General features: G+C 57.5%; 19 protein-coding genes and 1 pseudogene. 19 read left to right on the top strand and 1 reads right to left on the bottom strand.

All coding sequences use genetic code 11. From position 1 onward, the window contains the following. Nucleotides 1-81: 81 nt before the first annotated feature. The 17 genes and pseudogenes from ACV4UY_RS11605 to ACV4UY_RS11525 all read left to right on the top strand — a co-directional run bounded on the left by ACV4UY_RS11605 (nucleotide 82) and on the right by ACV4UY_RS11525 (nucleotide 18144). On the top strand, nucleotides 82-261 hold the full coding sequence (locus ACV4UY_RS11605; RefSeq protein ID WP_491607751.1) for a lipopolysaccharide assembly protein LapA domain-containing protein: 180 nt from the start codon (nucleotides 82-84) through the stop codon (nucleotides 259-261). Next, nucleotides 258-1244, top strand: coding sequence for a magnetosome biogenesis CDF transporter MamM (gene mamM, locus ACV4UY_RS11600; protein WP_491607750.1), 987 nt, complete (start codon nucleotides 258-260; stop codon nucleotides 1242-1244). Before ACV4UY_RS11605 ends, mamM begins: the two co-directional genes overlap by 4 nt. An 18-nt stretch (nucleotides 1245-1262) precedes the next feature. Then, the gene (gene mamN, locus ACV4UY_RS11595; RefSeq protein ID WP_491607749.1) at nucleotides 1263-2588 is read left to right on the top strand and encodes a magnetosome biogenesis transporter MamN; all 1326 of its coding nucleotides are present in this window, start codon (nucleotides 1263-1265) and stop codon (nucleotides 2586-2588) included. Nucleotides 2589-2642: 54 nt separating this feature from the next. Beyond that, nucleotides 2643-4604: a TSUP family transporter gene (locus ACV4UY_RS11590; RefSeq protein WP_491607748.1), complete on the top strand. Its 1962-nt coding sequence runs from the start codon at nucleotides 2643-2645 to the stop codon at nucleotides 4602-4604. Continuing rightward, entirely contained in the window at nucleotides 4601-5428 is an 828-nt protein-coding gene (mamP, locus tag ACV4UY_RS11585; RefSeq protein ID WP_491607747.1) for a magnetosome magnetite formation protein MamP, read from the top strand. Before ACV4UY_RS11590 ends, mamP begins: the two co-directional genes overlap by 4 nt. 22 nt (nucleotides 5429-5450) lie before the next feature. Then, entirely contained in the window at nucleotides 5451-6113 is a 663-nt protein-coding gene (gene mamA / locus ACV4UY_RS11580; protein WP_491607746.1) for a magnetosome protein MamA, read from the top strand. Nucleotides 6114-6136: 23 nt separating this feature from the next. Further along, the gene (locus ACV4UY_RS11575) at nucleotides 6137-7129 is read left to right on the top strand and encodes a LemA family protein (protein WP_491607745.1); all 993 of its coding nucleotides are present in this window, start codon (nucleotides 6137-6139) and stop codon (nucleotides 7127-7129) included. Between the two features lie 56 nt (nucleotides 7130-7185). After that, on the top strand, nucleotides 7186-8076 hold the full coding sequence (mamB, locus tag ACV4UY_RS11570) for a magnetosome biogenesis CDF transporter MamB (RefSeq protein ID WP_491607744.1): 891 nt from the start codon (nucleotides 7186-7188) through the stop codon (nucleotides 8074-8076). Nucleotides 8077-8086: 10 nt separating this feature from the next. Next, complete coding sequence (locus ACV4UY_RS11565) at nucleotides 8087-8647, top strand: MamS/MamX family magnetosome protein (protein ID WP_491607743.1); 561 nt, start codon at nucleotides 8087-8089, stop codon at nucleotides 8645-8647. A 9-nt stretch (nucleotides 8648-8656) separates the two neighbouring features. After that, the gene (gene mamT / locus ACV4UY_RS11560; RefSeq protein ID WP_491607742.1) at nucleotides 8657-9169 is read left to right on the top strand and encodes a magnetosome protein MamT; all 513 of its coding nucleotides are present in this window, start codon (nucleotides 8657-8659) and stop codon (nucleotides 9167-9169) included. A gap of 19 nt (nucleotides 9170-9188) precedes the next feature. Next, complete coding sequence (locus tag ACV4UY_RS11555) at nucleotides 9189-10100, top strand: hypothetical protein (RefSeq protein ID WP_491607741.1); 912 nt, start codon at nucleotides 9189-9191, stop codon at nucleotides 10098-10100. A gap of 70 nt (nucleotides 10101-10170) precedes the next feature. Beyond that, a complete protein-coding gene (locus tag ACV4UY_RS11550; RefSeq protein WP_491607740.1) occupies nucleotides 10171-10764 on the top strand; it encodes a hypothetical protein in 594 nt (197 codons plus the stop codon). Nucleotides 10765-10867: 103 nt separating this feature from the next. Then, nucleotides 10868-13408 (top strand): annotated as a pseudogene (locus ACV4UY_RS11545) (ATP-binding protein); the annotation flags it as partial. 380 nt (nucleotides 13409-13788) lie between these two features. After that, nucleotides 13789-14211 carry a response regulator gene (locus tag ACV4UY_RS11540; RefSeq protein ID WP_491607739.1) on the top strand — a complete coding sequence of 141 codons (423 nt, stop codon included), beginning with the start codon at nucleotides 13789-13791 and terminating at the stop codon, nucleotides 14209-14211. A gap of 3 nt (nucleotides 14212-14214) precedes the next feature. After that, nucleotides 14215-15147: a hypothetical protein gene (locus ACV4UY_RS11535; protein WP_491607738.1), complete on the top strand. Its 933-nt coding sequence runs from the start codon at nucleotides 14215-14217 to the stop codon at nucleotides 15145-15147. Nucleotides 15148-15188: 41 nt separating this feature from the next. Further along, nucleotides 15189-17309, top strand: a complete 2121-nt coding sequence (locus ACV4UY_RS11530) for a hypothetical protein (RefSeq protein ID WP_491607737.1) — start codon at nucleotides 15189-15191, stop codon at nucleotides 17307-17309. A 7-nt stretch (nucleotides 17310-17316) separates the two neighbouring features. Beyond that, nucleotides 17317-18144: a CZB domain-containing protein gene (locus ACV4UY_RS11525; RefSeq protein WP_491607736.1), complete on the top strand. Its 828-nt coding sequence runs from the start codon at nucleotides 17317-17319 to the stop codon at nucleotides 18142-18144. Nucleotides 18145-18236: 92 nt separating this feature from the next. On the opposite strand, the gene ACV4UY_RS11520 is transcribed toward ACV4UY_RS11525, so the two are convergent. After that, nucleotides 18237-18485 carry a FeoA family protein gene (locus ACV4UY_RS11520; RefSeq protein WP_491607735.1) on the bottom strand — a complete coding sequence of 83 codons (249 nt, stop codon included), beginning with the start codon at nucleotides 18483-18485 and terminating at the stop codon, nucleotides 18237-18239. Between the two features lie 102 nt (nucleotides 18486-18587). On the opposite strand from ACV4UY_RS11520, the gene ACV4UY_RS11515 reads away from it, so the two are divergent. Both ACV4UY_RS11515 and ACV4UY_RS11510 read left to right on the top strand, forming a co-directional pair. Next, nucleotides 18588-19325 (top strand): hemerythrin domain-containing protein, encoded by a 738-nt coding sequence (locus tag ACV4UY_RS11515; protein WP_491607734.1) that lies wholly within the window; start codon nucleotides 18588-18590, stop codon nucleotides 19323-19325. 43 nt (nucleotides 19326-19368) lie between these two features. Then, the gene (locus tag ACV4UY_RS11510) at nucleotides 19369-19851 is read left to right on the top strand and encodes a chemotaxis protein CheX (RefSeq protein ID WP_491607733.1); all 483 of its coding nucleotides are present in this window, start codon (nucleotides 19369-19371) and stop codon (nucleotides 19849-19851) included. Nucleotides 19852-20243: the final 392 nt, after the last annotated feature.

Here is a 20243-nt window from a genome sequence, read left to right as displayed (position 1 = left end):
GGTCAGCAGCGCACTCCCGTCAAAAGAGACAAGGAAGGCCGGTCACGTGCCTTCCTCGCTCTTCTTTTGGCGATTCTTTTGTTGATCTTCGCCTCGCAGAACATGCACGCGGTGCAGATCCGACTGGTCGCGGGACCGCCCTTGGAGTTGCCCCTGATCCTGATCATCTCCGGGGCCTTCATTGCCGGTTTTCTGGTCTCGACAGTCAACCATCTGGCCCGCAAAGTGATGCGCATCCGACGCAGGAATGAGGAACCATGAGTTACCCGCAATGCCTGATCTGTCACCGCACCGTGGGGTGGACGGGTCTGGTGGTCAACATCGGCTTGTCTTTGCTGAAGCTGTTTGTCGGGTTCATCTCCGGCTCGCAGGCCTTGATGGTCGATGCGCTCTATTCGGCCAAGGATGTCCTGACCTCGATCATCATCCTGCTGGGTCTCAACTACTCCAAGAAACCGCTCGACGAGGAGCATCAGTTCGGGCACGGCAAGGCGGAGTTCCTCTTCTCGCTGGTGGTCGGCCTTTCGATGATCACCATCACCGGGATGTTCATTTATTTCGAAGCCGACAAGGTATTCTCCGGGGCGGGTATGACCCACAAGGCCCCGCACATGATCGCACTATGGACCGCGTTGTTCGTGGTCGGTGCCAACCTTTACATGTGGTATTACACCCGCTGCGTGGCCCATCAGGTCAACAGCCCGATCATCGCCATCCTGTCGGATCATCAGAAATCGGATGCCATCTCCTCCTTTGCCGTGGCCTTGGGCATCATTGGCTCGCACTATCTGAACATGCCGTGGCTGGATACCCTGGTGGCGGTCGGGGAGTGTCTGGATCTGTTCCATCTGGGGATCAAGATCACCTCGGAGGCGTTGCAGGGGTTGATGGATGTCTCAGCCCCCCAGGAGACCATCCAGAAAGTGAATGAGTTGACCCGCGGTGTCGCAGGGGTGCGGAGCGTGGAGAGCGTGTTGACACGGCGGGTTGGACAGGAGATCTGGGTGACCCTGGTGATTGGCATCGATCCGGAGTTGACCGTGGAGCGCGGCAAGGAGATCAGCCTGTGGGTCGAGGAGCGTCTGGTCAGCGCCATCCCTCATCTGGGAGAGGTGAGCGTCCAGTTCAAATCCGCGAGCGGCAGTGTGCCGGAGATGCAGCAGATGGCAGACGAATTCGCCGCGCTGCGCGAAAAATTTGCCCGCAAGGCCGAGACGGAAGCCCCTGACCTCGGAGTGGGCTGACCCATGGAGAGTTTTCGCATGATCATGATGCTCTCTTTGTTCGTGGCGATCTTCTTTCTGGTGCAGAGCGACCGGGTGGAGAGGGGCGTGGCGATGGTCGGCGGAGCGGTCCTGTTTCTGCTGCTCGGCTGGCTGTTCGATTTTTATATTTTTCAGGAAGCCTTTGAGGCGATCTATTTTGACAGTCTGGCTCTGCTTTTTGGCATGTCGCTGATCTCCAACGTCCTCTATCGCTCAGGGTTCTTCCACGCCCTGGCCTTCAAGGCGGTGCGCTACTCCCAGGGGAATCGCCAGTTGATCCTGACGCTTTTGATCCTGGCCACCTATGCGGCCTCGCTCTGTTTCAACAATTTATCCGTCATGGTGATCGTGCTGCCACTGACCCTGGTGTTGTGCCGGTCGCTGGCCATGCCGGCAGCACCTTTGGTGGCCGCGGAGCTGATCGCCTCCAATCTGGGTGGAGCCTCCACCCTGATCGGGGATTTCCCCAACATGATCATTGGTTCGGTGGCCCGGCTCCATTTCGATGATTTCATCGCCGGCATGATGGTGCCGTGTCTGATTCTTTTGGCCGTTTTGCTGCTCCATTTCCAGAAAACCGTCAGCGAGGTCGGATCTTCCCGGACGCTTGATCTGGAGGCCATTCACCAGGCCCTGGCGCAACTCTCCCCGCGACACGGGGCGGATGGCACCATTCAGGTGGACACCTATCTCTATAAGGTGGGCGGCTGGGGATTCGTGCTCTCTCTGATCGGATTCTTTCTCGCCAAGCCTTTGGGAGTTCAGCCGGCGATGATCTCGCTGGTGGCGGGTGTGGCGATGCTGGTGTTGGGCCGGATCCCCAGGGAGGGGCTTTTTGCCGCGATGAGCGGCGGGGATCTGCTGTTCTTTCTGGGACTGTTCGTCATGGTGGGCGGGCTGCAGGCCGCCGGGGTGCTGGAACTGTTCCGGGCAGTGATCGAGAGTCTGGGTGGCCAGCAGAGCACCACCACCCTGGTGGTGGTGATGTGGCTGGCCGGCATGGTGACGCCACTGTTCAATGCCGGTCCCACCACCGCACTGTTGATCCCGGTGGTGAAGGGAATGAGCGGCGAGTTGCCGGGGGATGCCATCTGGTGGGCGCTCTCTTTGGGGGTTTTGGCCGGTTCGTCGGCCAGTCTGTCTGGCGCCACCGCCGGACCGGTCGTGGCCAGCACCATGGCCCGCATGAACCGGGAGTGGTCACGCGACGGGCGTCAGACAGGTGAGGTTCTGGATTTCCACGGCTATCTCCACTGGGGAATTCCGGTCGCTTTGCTGTTTTTGTTGATCTCCACCGTCTACATCACGGTGATTGCAGCCTGATGGTTTGGCTGTAGCGGTGTTGTTTGGAATCAAGCAATCGTTTGGGACACCACGATGAGAGCGTACAAGCATCTTCCCCATATTCTGCCGTTCTGCCGTCAAGCCTGGCGCATTCCCGCCATGGTGCTGATCGTGCTGTTCATCGGCACCTTTGCCTGGGGGATTCATCTGGTGCGGGATCATGCCGATCAGTTGGGCCTGGGCATGCTGGCCATGACCCAATCGGCGACCTCCGGCGTGAATGGCCAAGGGGTGGCCCTGACCCAACCCCTCTCCCAGGCCATCAATCCCATCCGCGTGGCCATGGTGAACATCGCCGGCATCAGCAAGCCGGCCAACGGCCAGGAAGGGAACTATGTCAGCACCGGATCCGGGGTGCTCATCAACCCGAAGGGGTATGTGGTCACCGCGCAGCATCTGTTGAGTGATCTGGCTGAGATCCAGGTGCGGGTGCAGACCCCGTATGGGCCGCGCCAGTACCCGGCCAAGACGGTCAAGGTGCTGCCCCAGCACGATCTGGCGCTGATCAAGATCGTCTCCCAGGACATTTTCCCCTATCTGGCTCTCGAACAGACCCCGGTGTTGCAGGTGGGCGATCCGGTACAAGCATGGGGCGATCCCCTGGGCACCGAGCCGATCCAGCGGGTCGGCACCCTTGCCCGGATGGATTTGACCGAACCGGTGACCATCAAAGGCACCCCGCTGACCCACCTCATGCTGACCGACGCGGTTTACAACTGGGCGCAGAACGGCGGTCCCCTGGTGAACGGCAGCGGCCATCTGGTGGGGATCAATCTGGCGGTGGAGGATAACGCGGGCCGAATTTTCGGCTATGCGATCCCGACCACCGTGCTGGTGACCCACTTCCAGGAGGTGGTCACCTTTGTCCACAAGAGTACGCCGGCAGCCGTTGCCACCCCGTCCGCCGAGCCGTTCTTTTCCACCCCGCCGCAGCCGGCGACCTCCCAGCAGCCGACACGGACCCCGCGCACTGCGGATATCTGGTGGCAGAAGGTGCAGGGGTTGTTGGGGATCAATCTTGGCAAGCATGTGGCGCTCGCGCCGGGGGATTCGGTCGGTGCGGTGCGTGATCCGGTGCACGAGACCAAACTGTTGATCCTGGGCTACACCCCTGGAAATTTCCTCGGCTTGTTGCTTCTCGGCTTCGTCTCCGGCATCAGCGGCGGCATGATGACCATGGGTGGGGGCATCATCAAGGTGACCGGGTTGATGTGGTTTTTCGGCTACGGTTTGCTGCTGGTGCGTCCGGTGGCCTACATCACCAACATCTTCATGTACGGCGCGGCCATGTTGCGCTACCAACGCCAGGGGCTGTTGAAATTTCATCAGTGTCGCCCGCTGATCCCCTGGGCCATGGCCGGCATGGTGCTGGGCTATTTCATCGGCAACGTGATGAGCAAAACCGCCATCCAGTGGCTGTTGGGGGTGTTCGCGCTGCTGCTCGGCATAAAGATGCTGGTCGAGATCACCGAGTACCGCGTGAGCGGCTACCGCAAGCAAGGTGACCCTTTGGAGGAGGATCTCCCCCGGGAGAAGCAGGAGTCCGCCTGGCTTTCCTGGTTGCAGAAATATTTCGGCAGCCGGGTGGATGACGACCTGCCGCCGCCCGAGTTGCAGAGCGCCCGGGCCAGACACGGCATGCTTGGACTGCCGATGGGGATTATCAGCGGCATTCTGGGGATCACCGGCGGGGTGATCGAGGTGCCGTTGCAGCGCTACATTGCGCGCATGCCGCTGCGCACCGCGATTGCCAACAGTGCCACGCTGGTCTTTTTCGCCTCGATCGTCGGCTCCATCGTGGCCTTGTGGCATGGGGTGACCACCGGTTCGTTCGAAGTGCAAACCCCGGTGGTGATGGCCTTGATCCTGACGCCAGGGGCCTTTGTCGGTGGCATGGTCGGGGCTTGGCTGACCTCGGTGATCCCCTTGAACGTGCTGCGCTGGATCTATGCAGTGCTCATGTTCATCATCGCGATAAGGATGTTCTGGTCATGAAATTCAAACTGGATGCGACCTTGCTGGTTTCGGTCGGTTTCATCCTGATCGTCGGGCTGATCCTTTTCGCCTTGTTGGCCGATCCAAAGGGCAAGGGAGGTGAGGCGCCGGTCAATGGCGTCGTGAATTCGCAACCCGTTGTGCCCCCCGCAACCCCGGTTGCACGCTTGGCACCCGCGTCACCAGCGATACCGCAGCCACCCCAGATCGCCGCGCCCGCACCGCTTGTGGCCCAGGCGCCCGCCCTGCCGGGCAAGGGTGCCGTGGATCAAGGTCTGAAACCCTATTTCAACCCCAAGGCCAAACTCTCCGAGGGGCATTGGAAGGGGCTGGAGGCGCTGCCCTTGTCGATGGAGCTGAAGAAAAAGCTCAAACTGCCCATGGAACTGGAAGGGCTTCTGATCGACGAGGTGACCCTGAATGCCGCCGAAGCCGGTCTTCTGGCTGGCGATGTGCTGGTGGCCGTGAACGGCAAACCGGTGCGCAGCCTGGAGGAGTTGGTGGTCGAGACCCGGCGGGTACAGATGGCCAAATCGGCCTCCATGCTGGTCTATCGCAAGGGGAAGATGCAGCAGTTCATGCTGGTGGCCAAGAACAATCTGGGCTATGCCCAGGTGGAGACCGCGCCGATGATCCTGCCCGGCGAGATCATGCCCCACCCCTATCGGGGGCCGTGCACCCAGTGTCACGCCATCGGCACGACCGGACACATCGTCCCGGATCCGGATGGCATCATCATGCCGCCTCCGCCCATCCGGGCCAACGCGGTCTCCCCCCACAAGGATCGGGGGCCATGTCAGGCTTGTCACATCATCATCCGTTGAAATTATAAGGGATTCGACCTTCATGAGTACATCACGTTCGCCTGTCAATATGCTGGATGAGATCAAACTGCTCTCCTTTGCCAGTCTGGGGGTCGTGCAGCGCATGGCCGTCAACGCCATTGATTCCTTCAATCGTGTCTTCACCGTGGATGACGCGATGCGGGCCCGTTTCTATCGGGAACGCGGGGTCGAGCACACCAAGATGGGGCGCTACTGGCAGGCGTTGCCGCTGTTGGAGCAGGTGATCCGCCATGTGCCCAAGGATGAGGATGCGCTGTTCCATCTGGGCTATTGCTACTTGAAGACCGATCAGACCCGCGAGGGGATCGTGACGCTGGAGCAGGCGCGCGCATTGGACCCGGCCAGCGCGCGGGTCAATTCGATCCTCGGGATGGCCTACATCCAGGCCAAGGAGTACAAGAAGGCGGTCGAGGTGTTGCAGGCCGGGATCGCCAGATCGCCGCACAATTTCAACATGCATTATCGTCTCGGACTGGCGCTGGACCATCTCGGCGAATACGACGGTGCCATCGAGGCGTTCCAGAACGCCCTGACCATCCGTCCGAACGAGATGAAGGTGTACCAGTCGATCGGTTTCGTGCTCGATCAGCAGGGGCGGCACGACGAGGCCGTGGTCTTCTTTAAGAAGACCTCGGAGATCAAGGAAGGGATTGGCGACGGTTGAGCAACGGTTGGATGTGACCTGTCATGGCGGACAAACGCGACCCGATGGACGAAATGGATGAGCCCGGTCTGGAGATGACCAGCAGCGAACGCATGCAGCGCATGCGCAAGCTGATGCGTCAGCTCTACCAGGAGGAGGAGGTCACGCCGGTCGTCGAGGTGCCGCCGATCAAGTCCAAAACCTTGGTAGTAGGATTCAGTATCGCGGCTATTCTCTTTCTTGTGGTGACCACCTTTTACAATTTCAACCGCTTCATCGCCGCCGAGGAGCAGGTGTTGTCCGCGCGCGGGCACATTCACGATGCTCTTCAGCGACGCTCCAACCTGTTCGGCAATCTGGTCAATCTGACCTTGAACCACGCCATGCTGGAGCAGGAGGTGTTCCGCTATGTCTCCGACGGTCGTCTGGGGATGATGGGCAAGACGATGCCCGGTGGCGGCGGGACGGCCAATGGCGGCAAGGGCAATGGCGAGGCGCCTGGCGGTCAGCCGCCCAGCCCCCCCTCTGGAGCGGGTGCGCCTGCGGGAAGCGCGCCACTCCCCTCCGGGAACACGGCAGCCGAGGCGATCGCCCGGCTGTTCGGGCTGGTGGAGCAGTATCCGGACATCAAGACCTCGACCACCTATCAGCAGTTGATGGACAAGTTGGTGGACATCGAGAATCTCATCAGCCAGCGCCGCGACGAGTACAACACCGATGTCAAGCTCTACAACACCCTGATCACCACCTTCCCCTGGTCGATCATGGCGCGGATTCTCGGCTTCCAGCGCTATCCCTATTTCAGCGCCAGCCCGGGTCCGGACAACATGGATATGGATCTGGATTCCCGCAAGTTCATGCGCCTGATCCCGGAGGGGGAGTTGAACACTTCGCACGGCAAGGAGCATCCCAGGCACGAGGCCTCACCCGCCGATGCCGGCAAGGGGGCTGCCAAGAGCGATCCGAATGCCGCGGCCATCGGCGCGCCTCCAGTCGATGCGGGCAAGCCGGCGGGCAAGCTCGAAGGAACGCAATAGGGTGACACAATGGATCCAATCGAAATTTTTCATTTTGATGCAAGGCTGACGCGCCCATGAAGTATCCGCACTGTATCCAATGCCGTGATTACGTGACCTGGTATTCGATCTGGTTCAACGTGTTCATGGTCACCTACAAGATCATCATGTCGCTGGTGACCAACTGCGCAGCGTTGATGGCGGACGCCTTCCACTCCATGGCCGACCTTCTGGCGAGCATCTTCACGCTGTTCAGCCTGCGCCTCTCCGACCGTCCGGCGGACGAGAAATTCGCCTACGGCTATGGCAAGATCCAGCACATCTCGTCGGGGATCGTCGGCTTGATCCTGGTGGTCGGTTCGATCTTCATCCTGGTCGATGCCTTGTTGAGCATCATCAACAACACCTTCGCCACCCCGGATCGCATGTCCCTGGTCGCGGCGGTGGTCTCGACCATCGGCAACGAGCTGATGTTCCTTTATCAACGCTGCGTCGCGATCGAGAACAACAGCCCGGCGATCATGGCCAATGCCTGGGATAACCGTTCCGATGCCTTCTCCTCGGTCGGCATGGTGGTGGGACTGTTCTTCGCCACGGTGCTCGACTTTCCGGTGGCCGATCCCCTGGCTGCGATCATCCTGTCGATTCTGGTGATCAAGATCGGCATCGAGTTGATCATCGAGGCAGTGGATAACCTGATGGACGCTTCGCCGGATGTCGAAGAGCTGGACGGGATCTACAAGATCATCCGCGCCTTTCCGCGCATTCAGGGGATCAACTATCTGCGGGCGCGCAGTCTGGGCGAATCGCTCTACATCGAGGCCGATCTACGGGTGGACAAGAATCTGAAGGTGTTCGAGGGGGATCTGATCCTTGCCGCCCTGACTGAAAAATTGAGCCTCAACGTGGAGAATGTCGGCAGCATGCAGTTCTATCTGACCCCGGATGTCCGGGATGAGGACGAATAAAGGTGACCCGATGAAACGTTCCTTGGGGTTGGCGGAGTGGATCCTGCTTGCAGGGGTGCTGGTGGTGCTGGGCATCGTGGTGGCGGCTTTGCTGCCCGAGCGGCTCTGGACGCGCCAGGCCACGCCGCTTCCCACCGGTCCGGCGAGCAACGCCCAGTGGCATCCGGGTGACCAGCAGGGGTTGCGCATGATCCCGGTGGCAGCCCCCCGCGCCCCGGCGGATGGCGGAACCGGCGCCGCCGGGCTGATCCAGTTGCAACAGGCGCCGACCGTGACCTTTTCAGGCAAGGTGCAGCAGATCTCCGAGCAGCCGCAGAGCGATGGACAGTTGCACCTCTGGCTGACCGCGGCCAATGGCGTGGAGTCACGCATCTCCGTGGGACCGGGGTGGTTCTTGAAATACCTCGGCTGTCCGCTGGCCCACGATGTGGCCGTGGACGGGGTGGGTTTCTCTTACGAGAAAGGCGGGGCGCGGCCCTTGATCTACGCCAAGCGGATCCGCATCAACGGCAGGCTCTGCCAGTTGCGCAATGACGAGGGGTTTGCCCTCTGGTCCAACAAGCTGCGATGACGTGATGCGATGAGCGGTTTGCCCTTTCACTCCTCCGGCTTCAAGACGGCTCTCGCGGTGTTCGGCCTGATCGTCGTGGCCGGGCTGATTGCCTGGGGTCTGGACGGTTGGGGCAGGCGCGCCACCCCGCTGTTGGCCGACGAGGCCACCGGGCAGGTGCAGGGCGAGGTGTTCGGCTCGATCCCCAAGCCGACGCAGCCCTCCTTGAAGGAGCCGGTGTTGCAGTTGGTGAATCCCCCTTCCGGATCGTTGCAGCGGATGCTGGTCAAGCGCATCCCGACCATCGACCCCGGGGCGCGCATGCCGCACCCGAGCTGGGGACCCTGCACCAACTGCCATTTGATCCGTGGCGGGGCGCCGCCCGGCAGTCAACCTGCCACGCCGGTGGCCAAGGTGTGGGAGCAGGTTTCGGCCTATTACAAGGTGGGACCACCGATCATGCCGAACTCGACTCGTCCGCATCCGCCTTCGGGTCGCTGCATCAAGTGTCACGATATCCTGGTGTACGTACAAACCAAGTAATGGTGAAGGAGTGATCGTCATGGCTCAGAAAGATGGTTCCGACGATGTCGGAGTGCAAAATCGCATCGCCCTTCTGGAAGATCTGTTGAAAAAGGTGGTGGAGGTGCATCTTTCCACGGCAGTGCATGTCAAGAGCCTGGACGAGAAGCTCAACCGCATCGAGATCTCGGCTGAGACCATCACCGGTTTCATGCGCCGCATGGAGGGTACGCCGGATCTCGGCAGTGGAATGCCGACCGATGGCCGGATCAGCGCCGAGGTGCAACAAGGGCTTTCCGATGTGCGCCGCGATGTGGCCGAGCTGAAGACAGCCCTGCACCAGTTGGTGGAAAAATCGGACGGTGTGCCGCTGGGCGCGGCATCGCCGATGGTGGAGAAGCTCGATGCCCTCTCCCAGGTTCCGGAACTGTTCGACAAGTTCCAGAGCCAGCAGAGCACCATTTTGCAAACGTTGGAAAAACGGATCGACCCGCGCCTGATGATCTACCTGAAACCCTTGATCGAGATGCTGGAAGAGGAAGGGCGTCAGGCCGAGGAGATGAAGAACAACGCCTTGAAGGAGTTGAACGAGCTTCTCACCGGCCAGAAGACCGGCACGGATCGGGAGATCGCCGACATGTTGCAGAACGTGAGCGCGGAGATGGAGAAGTGTCAGGCCGCCTTCGAGCGCACCCAGCAGGCGTTGCAGATCGTGGTGACTCCGTTTCAGAACGTGGGGCGGCTGTTCCGCAACAACCTGGAGATCATCGTCCAGGCGCACGATCTCATGGCGCAACTGCATGGGGATTTTCCCGATTTCCTGGAGGAGATGCGCCGCAAACATCAGGCGCATACCCAGCAGATGGACCGTTTGCGCCAGGCGGAGTTGCTGCAGCACATGGCCTATCAGGAGCAGTTGAAGGCACTTGGCGTGGGTGTGGCGACGGAGTGAGGCTCAGAGGATCGGTTGGGGACTGGTTGGTCAGGGGACGTTCTTCACCATCGAACCGGGAGACTCTAAGATGCTGCAATTGATCCCTTACGGCGTGGCGGCGCTGGTCGGCGGGCTGCTCGGCAAGAAGTACGTGCCGGAGTTCTTGAGCGAACATCTGGACGATCCCCCGTCCGGCAACCTGCCGCAACGGGCGCCGATCACCCTGATCGATCTGGTCGGCGAACGGCTCATCCAGGAGGAGTCGATCATTCTGGCCACCGAAGAGGTGCCGCTGGACAACCGTCACGGCAACAAGGTGCTGACCAGCGAACACGAATTCGTGCGCACCGCAGAGATCAGCTTTGCCGTGGATCGCAGTCAGGAGCGGGTCAACCAGGTCAAATCCTCGGTTATGCGTCTGGTGGACGGCTTGGTCGAAAAGGAGCTGAAGAAAACCCTGCACATCGAATTCGGTACGCAGGTCACCCGCCGGGTCAAGATCCACTTCTCCACCGAACCGGGCCAGATGGTGCGCTACCGGCTGATCTGGAAGCAGACCTCGCGCCGAGGCATCTACTACGTCAACATCGGCGCCGAGCGGCACATCGTGCCGTATGTGGTGACCTTCGGTCTCTCGCATGCCGTTGAAAGCCTGGGAGAAGGCTCCCATGATCCAACATGATGCCATTATTTCAAACGCGGAACCCCATGATCGCGAAAAGCAACATTCCCCTTTTTGTGATATCAAAAATTACAGAATTAACAATATTTCACGTTCATTAATTGATTACTGCATTGACGCAATGGTCATTGCCGATCTTGATGGCAAAATTGTTGAATTCAATCATTCAGCAGAAACGCTATTCGGTTTCTCTAAAGAATATTGCATTGGCAGGAATATCAGCGATTTTCTGATTCCATCGGAATTTGGTTCAGCGCATAAACGTGGCCTGGAGCTCTTAAAAAATCAGAAAAATCTGGTTCCGAAATTCCTCAAAAGATTTAATTCTCATGTTGTATGCTTCAATGGTTCTCTTATTAATATTGAAATATCCCTTTTTCTTGTCGAAATTGATCAAGAATTATATGGTGTTGCCAGTATTCGAGACATGACAGTATTTCAGCAATTAGCCAATGCGCTCAATGATACCCTTATGATTGCTGAACAAAATGCCGCCAAAAAAAATATTGAACTTGAGAGGGTAAAACGATCAGAAAGAAACGCCACAATTGCATTGCAAACTCAGCAAACGGTGAATCATATTCTTCATCTCTCCCTGGAGGATCGCTCTTTACAAGAGAAGTTGCAAATGGCATTGGATTTCATCAGCAGGTTGCCGTGGCTGGTCAATGGAGAGAACTGGTTAGGAGTTTATTTAAGAAATAATAATGATTTCGAACTGATTGCAGATTGCCCGGGAGGTGGTTTCCCAAAACTTTATCATTGTCAATATGCATCCAATGAATGTTCTTTCTGCATGCACTCATTGCATACCAATCCTTTATTAAGTGTGTTTGTCTCTCCGGGGCATCATTTTTCCGAAGAGCAATCGAAAAACAAGATTGACTATTGTATCCCATTGATTTCACAAACTAAGAATATAGGAATTTTTCGTATGGTGGTTGACAGAACCATCGTAGAGGGAATGTTCAACAATTTGATGCTGGATTCGATAGGAAAGGTATTGGTCAATCTGATTATACGCTCACGAGTTGATCAGGCATTGAAGGCATCCCAAGAAGAAGCGGAAATAGCCAATAAAGCAAAAAGTGAATTTCTGGCCAACATGAGCCACGAGATCCGCAGTCCTCTCAATGCCATCATCGGCATGACCGATCTGGTGTTGAACACCAAGCTGGCACGCGAAGAGATGCTCGGCAACCTGGAGATCGTGCGCAACTCATCGTTGTCGCTGTTGGATCTGATCAACGGGATTCTCGATCTCTCCAAGATCGAGGCCGGCCATTTCCAACTGGAACGTATCCCGTTCGATCTGCTCGGTCAACTCGAAGGGGCCTGCGAAATGCTGGCCATCAAGGCCCATCAGAAGGGGTTAAGGCTCTACAACCGCATCCCGCCGGATCTTCCGCTCGCCATGGAGGGGGATCCTCTGCGCTTGAAGCAAATCATCGTCAATCTGATCAACAATGCAATCAAATTCACCAGCGCCGGCGAGATCGTGCTGACCGTGGAGCATGTGATGCGCCCAAAAGAGGCGTCACACCCAAAGATCTGGCTCCGTTTCTCGGTGAGCGATACCGGCATCGGCATCCCCAAAGAGCAACAACAACAGATCTTTCAGGGGTTCGTTCAGGCGGATGGATCAATTGCCCGCAAATACGGCGGCACGGGCCTTGGATTGACGATCTCGCGCCATCTGGTCGAAATGATGGGTGGCAAGCTCCAGGTGGAGAGTCGCGAGGGAAAAGGGAGCCGCTTTTTCTTCACCATTCCCTTCCTCCTCGCCCGCCAGCCCGAACCCCTGGAGCCCTGGATGAAACCAAGGCAGCGCGATCAGGGGAGTCTTCCCAAACACACGCAACTCCAGGGCAGGCGGATCCTGCTGGTCGATGGACATGCGACCAGCGCCGATATCCTGGAGAACCTGCTGCTTTACCACGGAGCGCAGGTAACCCGGGCCGGCAGTCGCGCCGCTTGGATCGCAGAAATGGAGCAGAATGTAGACGCACCCTTCGACCTGCTGTTGGTCGATGAGGCAATCGTACAGGGATGCTCATGCCTGGATCGACAGCCCTATCTGCATTACCAGTCGCGTATCCTTGTCATGATCTCGACCCATCTGACCTCTCGGAATTTTGTCCTCGAAGGGGTGTTCAAGAAGGTCGCGATCATCAAGAAGCCGGTACGGCAGTTTCTGCTGATCAAAAAGATCGCACGCCTGCTTGGCCAACAGCTGGGCGAAACCATGATCGACGAGCCGGTCACCCCCTCCCCGACGCTGTCCAAAGTCACACAGCCGTTGGAGATCCTGCTGGTCGAGGATCTGCCCGCCAACCAGAAACTCGCCCACGACATCCTCACCCTCCAGGGCCACCGGGTCACGCTCGCCAACAACGGCGTCGAGGCGCTCGATTGCCTGAAGAACGGGATGCGCTTCGATCTGATCCTCATGGACCTGCAGATGCCGATCATGGATGGCTTCGAGACCACACAACGCATCCGCACCGGTGATCCGAGCGAGGTCGGGAATCCCAAGGTACCGATCGTGGCGGTTTCGGCCATGGTGATGATGAACGAGAAGATGAAGTGCTATCAAATTGGCATGAACGGCTTTCTTCTGAAACCGTATCAGACCCATGAACTCATCGAAACGGTCTCCAGCTTTTCCAGGATTAACAAGCCGCCGTCTGGCAAACCGGTGGTCGGCGAGATCGTCCTGGCGGAGGTGGATACCGATGAGGAGACCCTGCGGCAGTGCCGACGTAACTTCGTGGTCGAGGCTCCCGATCACTTGCGGCAGTTGCAGCACTCCTTGTTGCAAAACGATTTGGGCAGTGTGGTCCAGGAGGGGCAGTGGTTGCGCACCATGGCCGGGCATATCGGTGCCAATCGGTTGGCCTCGCACACCATCCGCCTGACTGGCCAGGCCGAAATGGAAGCCTGGGACGATGCGCTGATGATGTATCCGAACCTGGAACAGTATGTGGAGGCCCTGGTTCAACGTCTAACCGAAGAAGGTGTCGCATGAAGATCCTGATTGCCGATGACGAGTTGAACAACCGCAAGCTGCTGCGCGATTATTTGAAACAATACGCCCATTGCGACATGGTAAGCGACGGCAAGGCTGCCCTGGAGCTGTTCACCGCCGATCTGGAGGATGGCGACCCATACGATCTGGTGCTACTCGACATCATCATGCCGGTCATGGACGGACAGAAGGCCCTGGCTCGCATCCGCGCCGCCGAGAAAAAAGTGACCGCCGAGCGGGAAGGCTACAAAGAGATCCCGGTCATCATGGTGACCGGCATGGACTCCTCGCTCCAGGCGATGCAGGCCTATTTCAAGGGGGGGTGTTCGGACTATCTCACCAAACCGGTCACCCGGCAGGCGCTTTTGGAAAAACTAAAGAAATTCAATTTGATCCCCGAGGATGCCGAGGAGGAGTGATCCATGGCCATGACCTCACATACCCGAAGAAAACATGAACGCGTCTTCTGCGGACTTCCCATGGAACTGGATGGCGTGCTCGGAAGCGCCTTGGATGTCAACGATATTGCGGTTTTTTTAGTCTTTCCGACCCCGCAATCATTCGAGATTGGCCACAAGGGTCTATTGAAATTCACCTTGGACGGACAAACCATCCAGGAACGCATCAAGGTGGCTCGAGTGACCAAGTCTGGCGTCTCCCTGGTCTCCATCGAAGAGTCGAGCATATTTACCCGATTGTGCTCTTCTTCAGGCAGCGGAGTCAAATATGTTCAACATACCGACGAGGAGAGCATGATCTGGTTGCGTGGAGAACTTTCTGCCGATTACTGGAATGAATTCGTGCCGATTTATCGCGAACGCCCCCCCCTCTGGCGCTACCGGGTTGATTTCAAGAATGTCACAGGCATCGCTCCTTCGGGAGTGGCCATGCTGCTGCATCTTGAAGCACACAACCAGGGAACCAAGGACGACATCGTCCTCTTCAATTGTCGCAAGGAGATCCTGGATGCCTTGTCGCTGGTCAACCTTCCGGCCATCGGCATCACCCTGCTCGGTGAAGAACAGGAAGGTGATACGGCCCATCAGTTCCAGGTTGAAACGATTCGTGAGTTAGGTCAACCAACCACACTCCAAATACGCATCGCTCGGATGTTTGACTATAACTGTCGTAATGATTTTGCCAAAATCTATCGTTATCGCGGACGCAACACAAAATATATCCTCGATTTTTGTGACACGGTGCATCTCGGCAAGGCCGCCTTCGGCTCCATGCTGATGTTGAACCAACACAATCGTGAAAAACAGGGTGAACCGATCCGGATGATCCATTGCAGCCCACACATCAAAACTCTTTTGCATCAAATGAAGTTTGAGAACTTTTTTGAAATCGAATAGTCATTCATGCTTGTTTTTTTACCAGTGTTTCGGGGGCTGCCATGCTCGATGAAAACAATTCCCAGTTAAAATTATTTATCCAGGAGTCTCAGAACCGGGTCAAACTCTGCCTGGACGATTTGGAGACCCTGAGCCAGGATGCTCCGGAAAAACGGGCAGTCGCATTCGACCGCCTGCTGCGCACCACCCGTGGCATCGGCGGCTCGGCCCGTTTTCACGCCATGCCGCAACTGGTGCGGTTGTGTCAGGCGATGGAATCCTTTCTGGGTCGTTTTCGTGGACAGATGTTGCATGCGCGAGCCGAGTTCATCCCGGTGGTCGGGTCGGCCTTCAAAAAATTGGCGCAACTGCTGGATAATCCCTATTTGGACCCACCCCTGGCCATCGACCAGGAACTGCTCGCCATCTCGGCCATGCTGGCCGCCCATGCTGATCCGCCGGAGTTCAACCTGGCGGACTACCCGCAAGCCTTGGTCATGGCCGTGACCCAGGGGCTCGACTTCTACTCTCTCCATATTCCCCTGAGCGGTGATCCAGAGGCCAACCGCAACCAATTCGAACGAATCAAAGCCTCGGTCGAAGCCATGGCCACAGTGATTGCCTCCAAGCCGGAACTTAACAAGGGATTCACTTGGCGCGACGATCTCCCTGGTGGCATGGTGCGCCTGCTGCTGACCACGGTTCTGCCCGGCGAAATCCTCCACGGCCTGATCCAGTTACCGCAAGAGCGCATCGTGCGGCTGGAGATCCCGGAGGAGCTAGCCCAGGCTGTGACCAACGAAGTCGAACGGCTGGAAAAAAAGGCCCAAGCCCAGGCGCACGTCCGGGCCGAAGCGGAACGCGCCCAGGATCTGTTGGCCGATACGCAACTCGACGAGATGGAGGAGCAGACCCACCAAGGCGAACTCGGCCAACCCACCCCCACCGATCCGCTGGAAGAAACGCAACTCGGCGAGGCCGAGGCCCGCGCCCGTCAGGCCCATTTCGAAGATCAGCAACGCCGTCAGGCCGCCAACGACGAAGCAGAGCGGCTCCGAAACCGGCAGGAACTGGAGCGGCAGGAACTGGAGCGGCAGGAGCGCGCACGCCGGGATCTGGCGGAACGCCAGGCCGAAGCGCAACAACGCCAGCAGGCCGAGCAGGCTGCCGCGAAAAGCCGCAAAAAACGTTGGATGCTCGGCGGCATGGCAGCAGCGGGTCTGCTGGTTGTCGCGGCCCAACAGACACAACTCGTCACATTGCCCGCCCCCCTCGTCCAGTTGTGGTCGCCCGCCGCGCCCTCCAAGGAGACCGTTGGCAAAGCCGCGCCACCCGTCCAGGAGATCCCCGCCGTCAAACCGGCACCCGTGGTTGCCACACCACCCGCAGCCAAACCTGCCGCACCCAAAGAGCCTCCCACCCTTGCCATGACGCCACAAGTGGTCACGCCACCCGCCCCGGCTCCGGCAGTCGTACCGTCATCCCCGGCACCGGCAGTTGTGTCGCCACCTTCGGCTCCGGCCATGCAAGAAATACAGGTTGCCGCCAGCAAACCAGACCCGGCACCCGTTGCCGCCGGGCCCAGCGCCACGGAGAGCCGGAAGAGCGAATCACTCCGCTTCTCTGCACTGATGAAAGAGCAGAACAATCTGCCCAACGTGGATGTCAAGGCCGCGGAACCGCCCAACCTTTCCGCCACGCCCCTTGAATCTGTTCAGGCACAAAAGCCTTCGGAACCGGAATCCTGGCAGACGCAATTCGCCCGTCATGACACCCCGATGGTACGGCTGACCAAAGAGTCGTATGAGAAATTCAAACCCGCCAAAAACACCAAACACGGTGCACTGCGGGTGCATCGCACCGCGGACGGCGACATGCTTTTCTCGATTGCCGACATGCTGGGACATACGGCCATCCGACCGAAAGAGACCTTCGTGCTCTCTTCGGAATCCATGGCCGAGTTGCGGCTGGTATTGCAGGTGGAAAAAGGGCGCGCCTACATGTTCGAGCTGGATCGTAACGGCGAGGTGGTGATCCCGCAAGCACTCTGGACCCCATTTTCCAAGGCCAGCAAAAAGGCCGTCAGCGTCAGCCGTGTGGTCAAACAGGGTCCGGATGGGGTGCATTTGAAGGATCTGACCGCCTTGACCATGTCCTTCATCCTGCGCACCACCAAACCGTGAGGTTGCCATGAAATCGATCGATTTTGGCCTCGCCCGTATCGCCCATGTGATGTGGGAGTCGGAGTTGGAAGATCTGGTCTCCATGCGCCGCCAGAGCGTGCATTTGACCAGCCACGAGGATTGCGAACTGGGTAGCTGGCTGCATGGCGAAGGGATTCGCGAGCTGTATCATTTGGCGCCGATCCGGCAACTGGTGGAGATCCATGAGCGGTTCCATCGCGCCGCGCTGCATCTGTTGTCGATCTTTGCCAACGCCGCCCCCGAGCAGGTGGAACAGGAGATGCGCCAGATACGTTCCCTGAGTCGGGATATCGTCTATTTCATCACCGAGGCCGAACTGGACTATCTGGAACACAAACCCCTGGAAGATTTCTCCGCCCACCCCTTCAAGGCGATGATCCACCGCCTGTTCAACATCCATCTGCCCGATCACGGGGAGTCCTGGAACCATGGGGTGCTAGAGGTGAGTCACGCCCGTTTGATGCACCTGCGCTGGTCGCGACAACTGCTGAAGGCCTTTCAACATTGGGGACGGGATGCGGTTCTGGAGACGGCGGAGGCCTGTTTTGTCGGGATCTGGATCCGCGATGTCGGCTCTCTGAACAAACAGCACGCGGCGTTCATCCGCGAACTGGACGACAAGCACCAACTGTTCCATCAGCGCGCCGAAGAGACCATCCGGCTGTTGCGCCGCAAGAACTTCCGCAAATCCGAAACCAGCTATCAGGAGGTGGTGCTGCTCGGACGCGAGGTGATCTACCTGTTGACACGCATCGAAATGGCCCTGTTGCAGTCGGGTCAGGTGGCCAAACCGCTAAACCTGCTGGATTATTGAACGATTCGGACCAGAAAGGGGATGGCGAAACGTGGGATGTGCCAGAAATGGGCGGTGCCGGTCCGATGGCATGAACCGGCACCGCCAAGAGATCAAACCGAGGAGACCAGGATGTTTCTGGCATCGTCATTCCGGATGGAGAGCCGATAGCCAAGAATCGTATAGATGCGGGGATCTCCGAGCGGGGCCTTGGTTTCCAGGGCAATCTCCTTGCCCCGCACTAGCCCCATGGCCATGAGCCGTTTTTTGCCGAGATCATCGCCCTGAAGTCCCTCGATGCGGGCCGTGCAACCGGCGGGCAGTTTGTCGAGCGTCATGGTGGAGGCAGTAGTGTTGATCATCGAAATTTCCTTGCGCGGCAACTGGGTTTTGGGGTTAGTCAATAAAATAGTGACAGAAACCGATCGTGTCAAGTAAAATTTAATAAAAAATATCAAGATAAAATGTTAAAAATTATCTGCTTGCAAAAAGAGATCACGTTTGAATCCGATCTCAGGCTCGACATTACTGGTATCGATGAGCAACACGAACGATTGTTTATTCTTTGTCGCTCAATCACCGAAGCGAATTATTCAAATATCCTCCAAATCGAAGCTGTTTTGTTGGAAATTGAGTCCTATATATCGGAGCATTTGTCGTATGAAGAGCAGATTTTAAAGAAATCCAGCATTCTGATTTTTGCGCAACACAAAAAAATGCACGACCAATTCAGAGTGCAATACGGGCGCATCAAAGAGAAATTGTTATTTGCCAGGAACGATTTGGCCAACCTGCAAACCATCTCGATCGAACTAGCCACCCTGTTGCAAGAGTGGTTGTGCCAGCACATTCTGAAAGTGGACCGTCAGCACCGCGAGCACTTTCTTGGCCGCGCGCATGAGGTCAAACAGCGTTCACCCCGAATCAGGCTGAATGCACGCGCCTTGCTGGAACTTTCCGGCGGTCGCGGTCTGACCTGCAATGTGGTGGATGTTAGCGATACGGGGGCGTTGTTGTTCTTTCAGGCGGTACCGGAGTGGATCCAAAGGGGTGAAACCGTATTGTTGCACATCATCCCCTTGGAGGAGAGCGACTGGATGTCATGCCGAATCGTGGCGGTCTCCAAGGACGAAATCCGGATCGAATTTTTGGAGAAGAGATCGTGTGCTTTCTACAGCGCCCTGGTTGCCTGCAAAAATTGATGCCACCCAAGCAAATGGCTTCAAAATGTGGAGAGGTAAGATCATGACCATGCACTTTGCAAGTCTGGCGGAAGTGATCCGGGAATCGATCCAGGAGACTGCTGTCGCCTTTTTCACCTCGGATATCGGCATCAAGGCCGGCCCGTCGGTGATAACCTCGGCCAATGAACCCTATCTCCCCCCGCAGGCGGATGTCACCGCGATCATCGCCTTCAACGGCAGCATCGAAGGCGGGGTGCATCTCTCCGCGCCGTTCCACTGCGCCGTGGTCCTGGCCTCTGCCTTCTCCGGAGAACAGCTCCCCGCCTTCGACGACACCGCCAAGGATGCCATCGGCGAACTGGCCAACATCATCGCCGGTGCTGTCAAAAGTCGCATCTGCGACGATCAGATCCAACTCACTCCGCCACGGGTGGTCATTGGCCGCGACCATCAGATCGGTCTCACCAAACGACAAGCCAGCACGAAATGCTACTTCCGCACCGACAACGGCCCGTTTCTGGTGGAGGTGTTTTATCAGCCGTAAGCGAGGATTCACCCGGCACGCCTGCTCCATCACGGTGACTTTGTTGGTGGACCAACCGGATTTGTCAACCAACGAATCTCTGTAAATCAAATGGTTGCAGCGCTTTTGTCAACCAGATCAAGGCGTTGACCGGCGATTTTGTCAACCAGTAAATCTTTTAAAATCAAACAGTTGAATAAATCTTGTCAATTAGGCGAAAAGAGCCGGTTGACAATTTATCAACCAACGAATCCTTAAAAATCAAGATGTTGAACAGATTTTCTGGACTTTAGAGTTTTACAAAAATGCAAAAAATGGAGAAAATGCAAAACAATCATTGACATGTCGCACACGCTGTAAGCGCCGCCATGGAATACCAGGGATACGGCAATATCCCCAGCATCCTTTTTCAT

The organism is Candidatus Magnetaquiglobus sp. (genome assembly GCF_058402785.1).
Note: the sequence above shows the minus strand (reverse complement) of the source record. Positions and strands in the feature narration are given on the sequence as shown.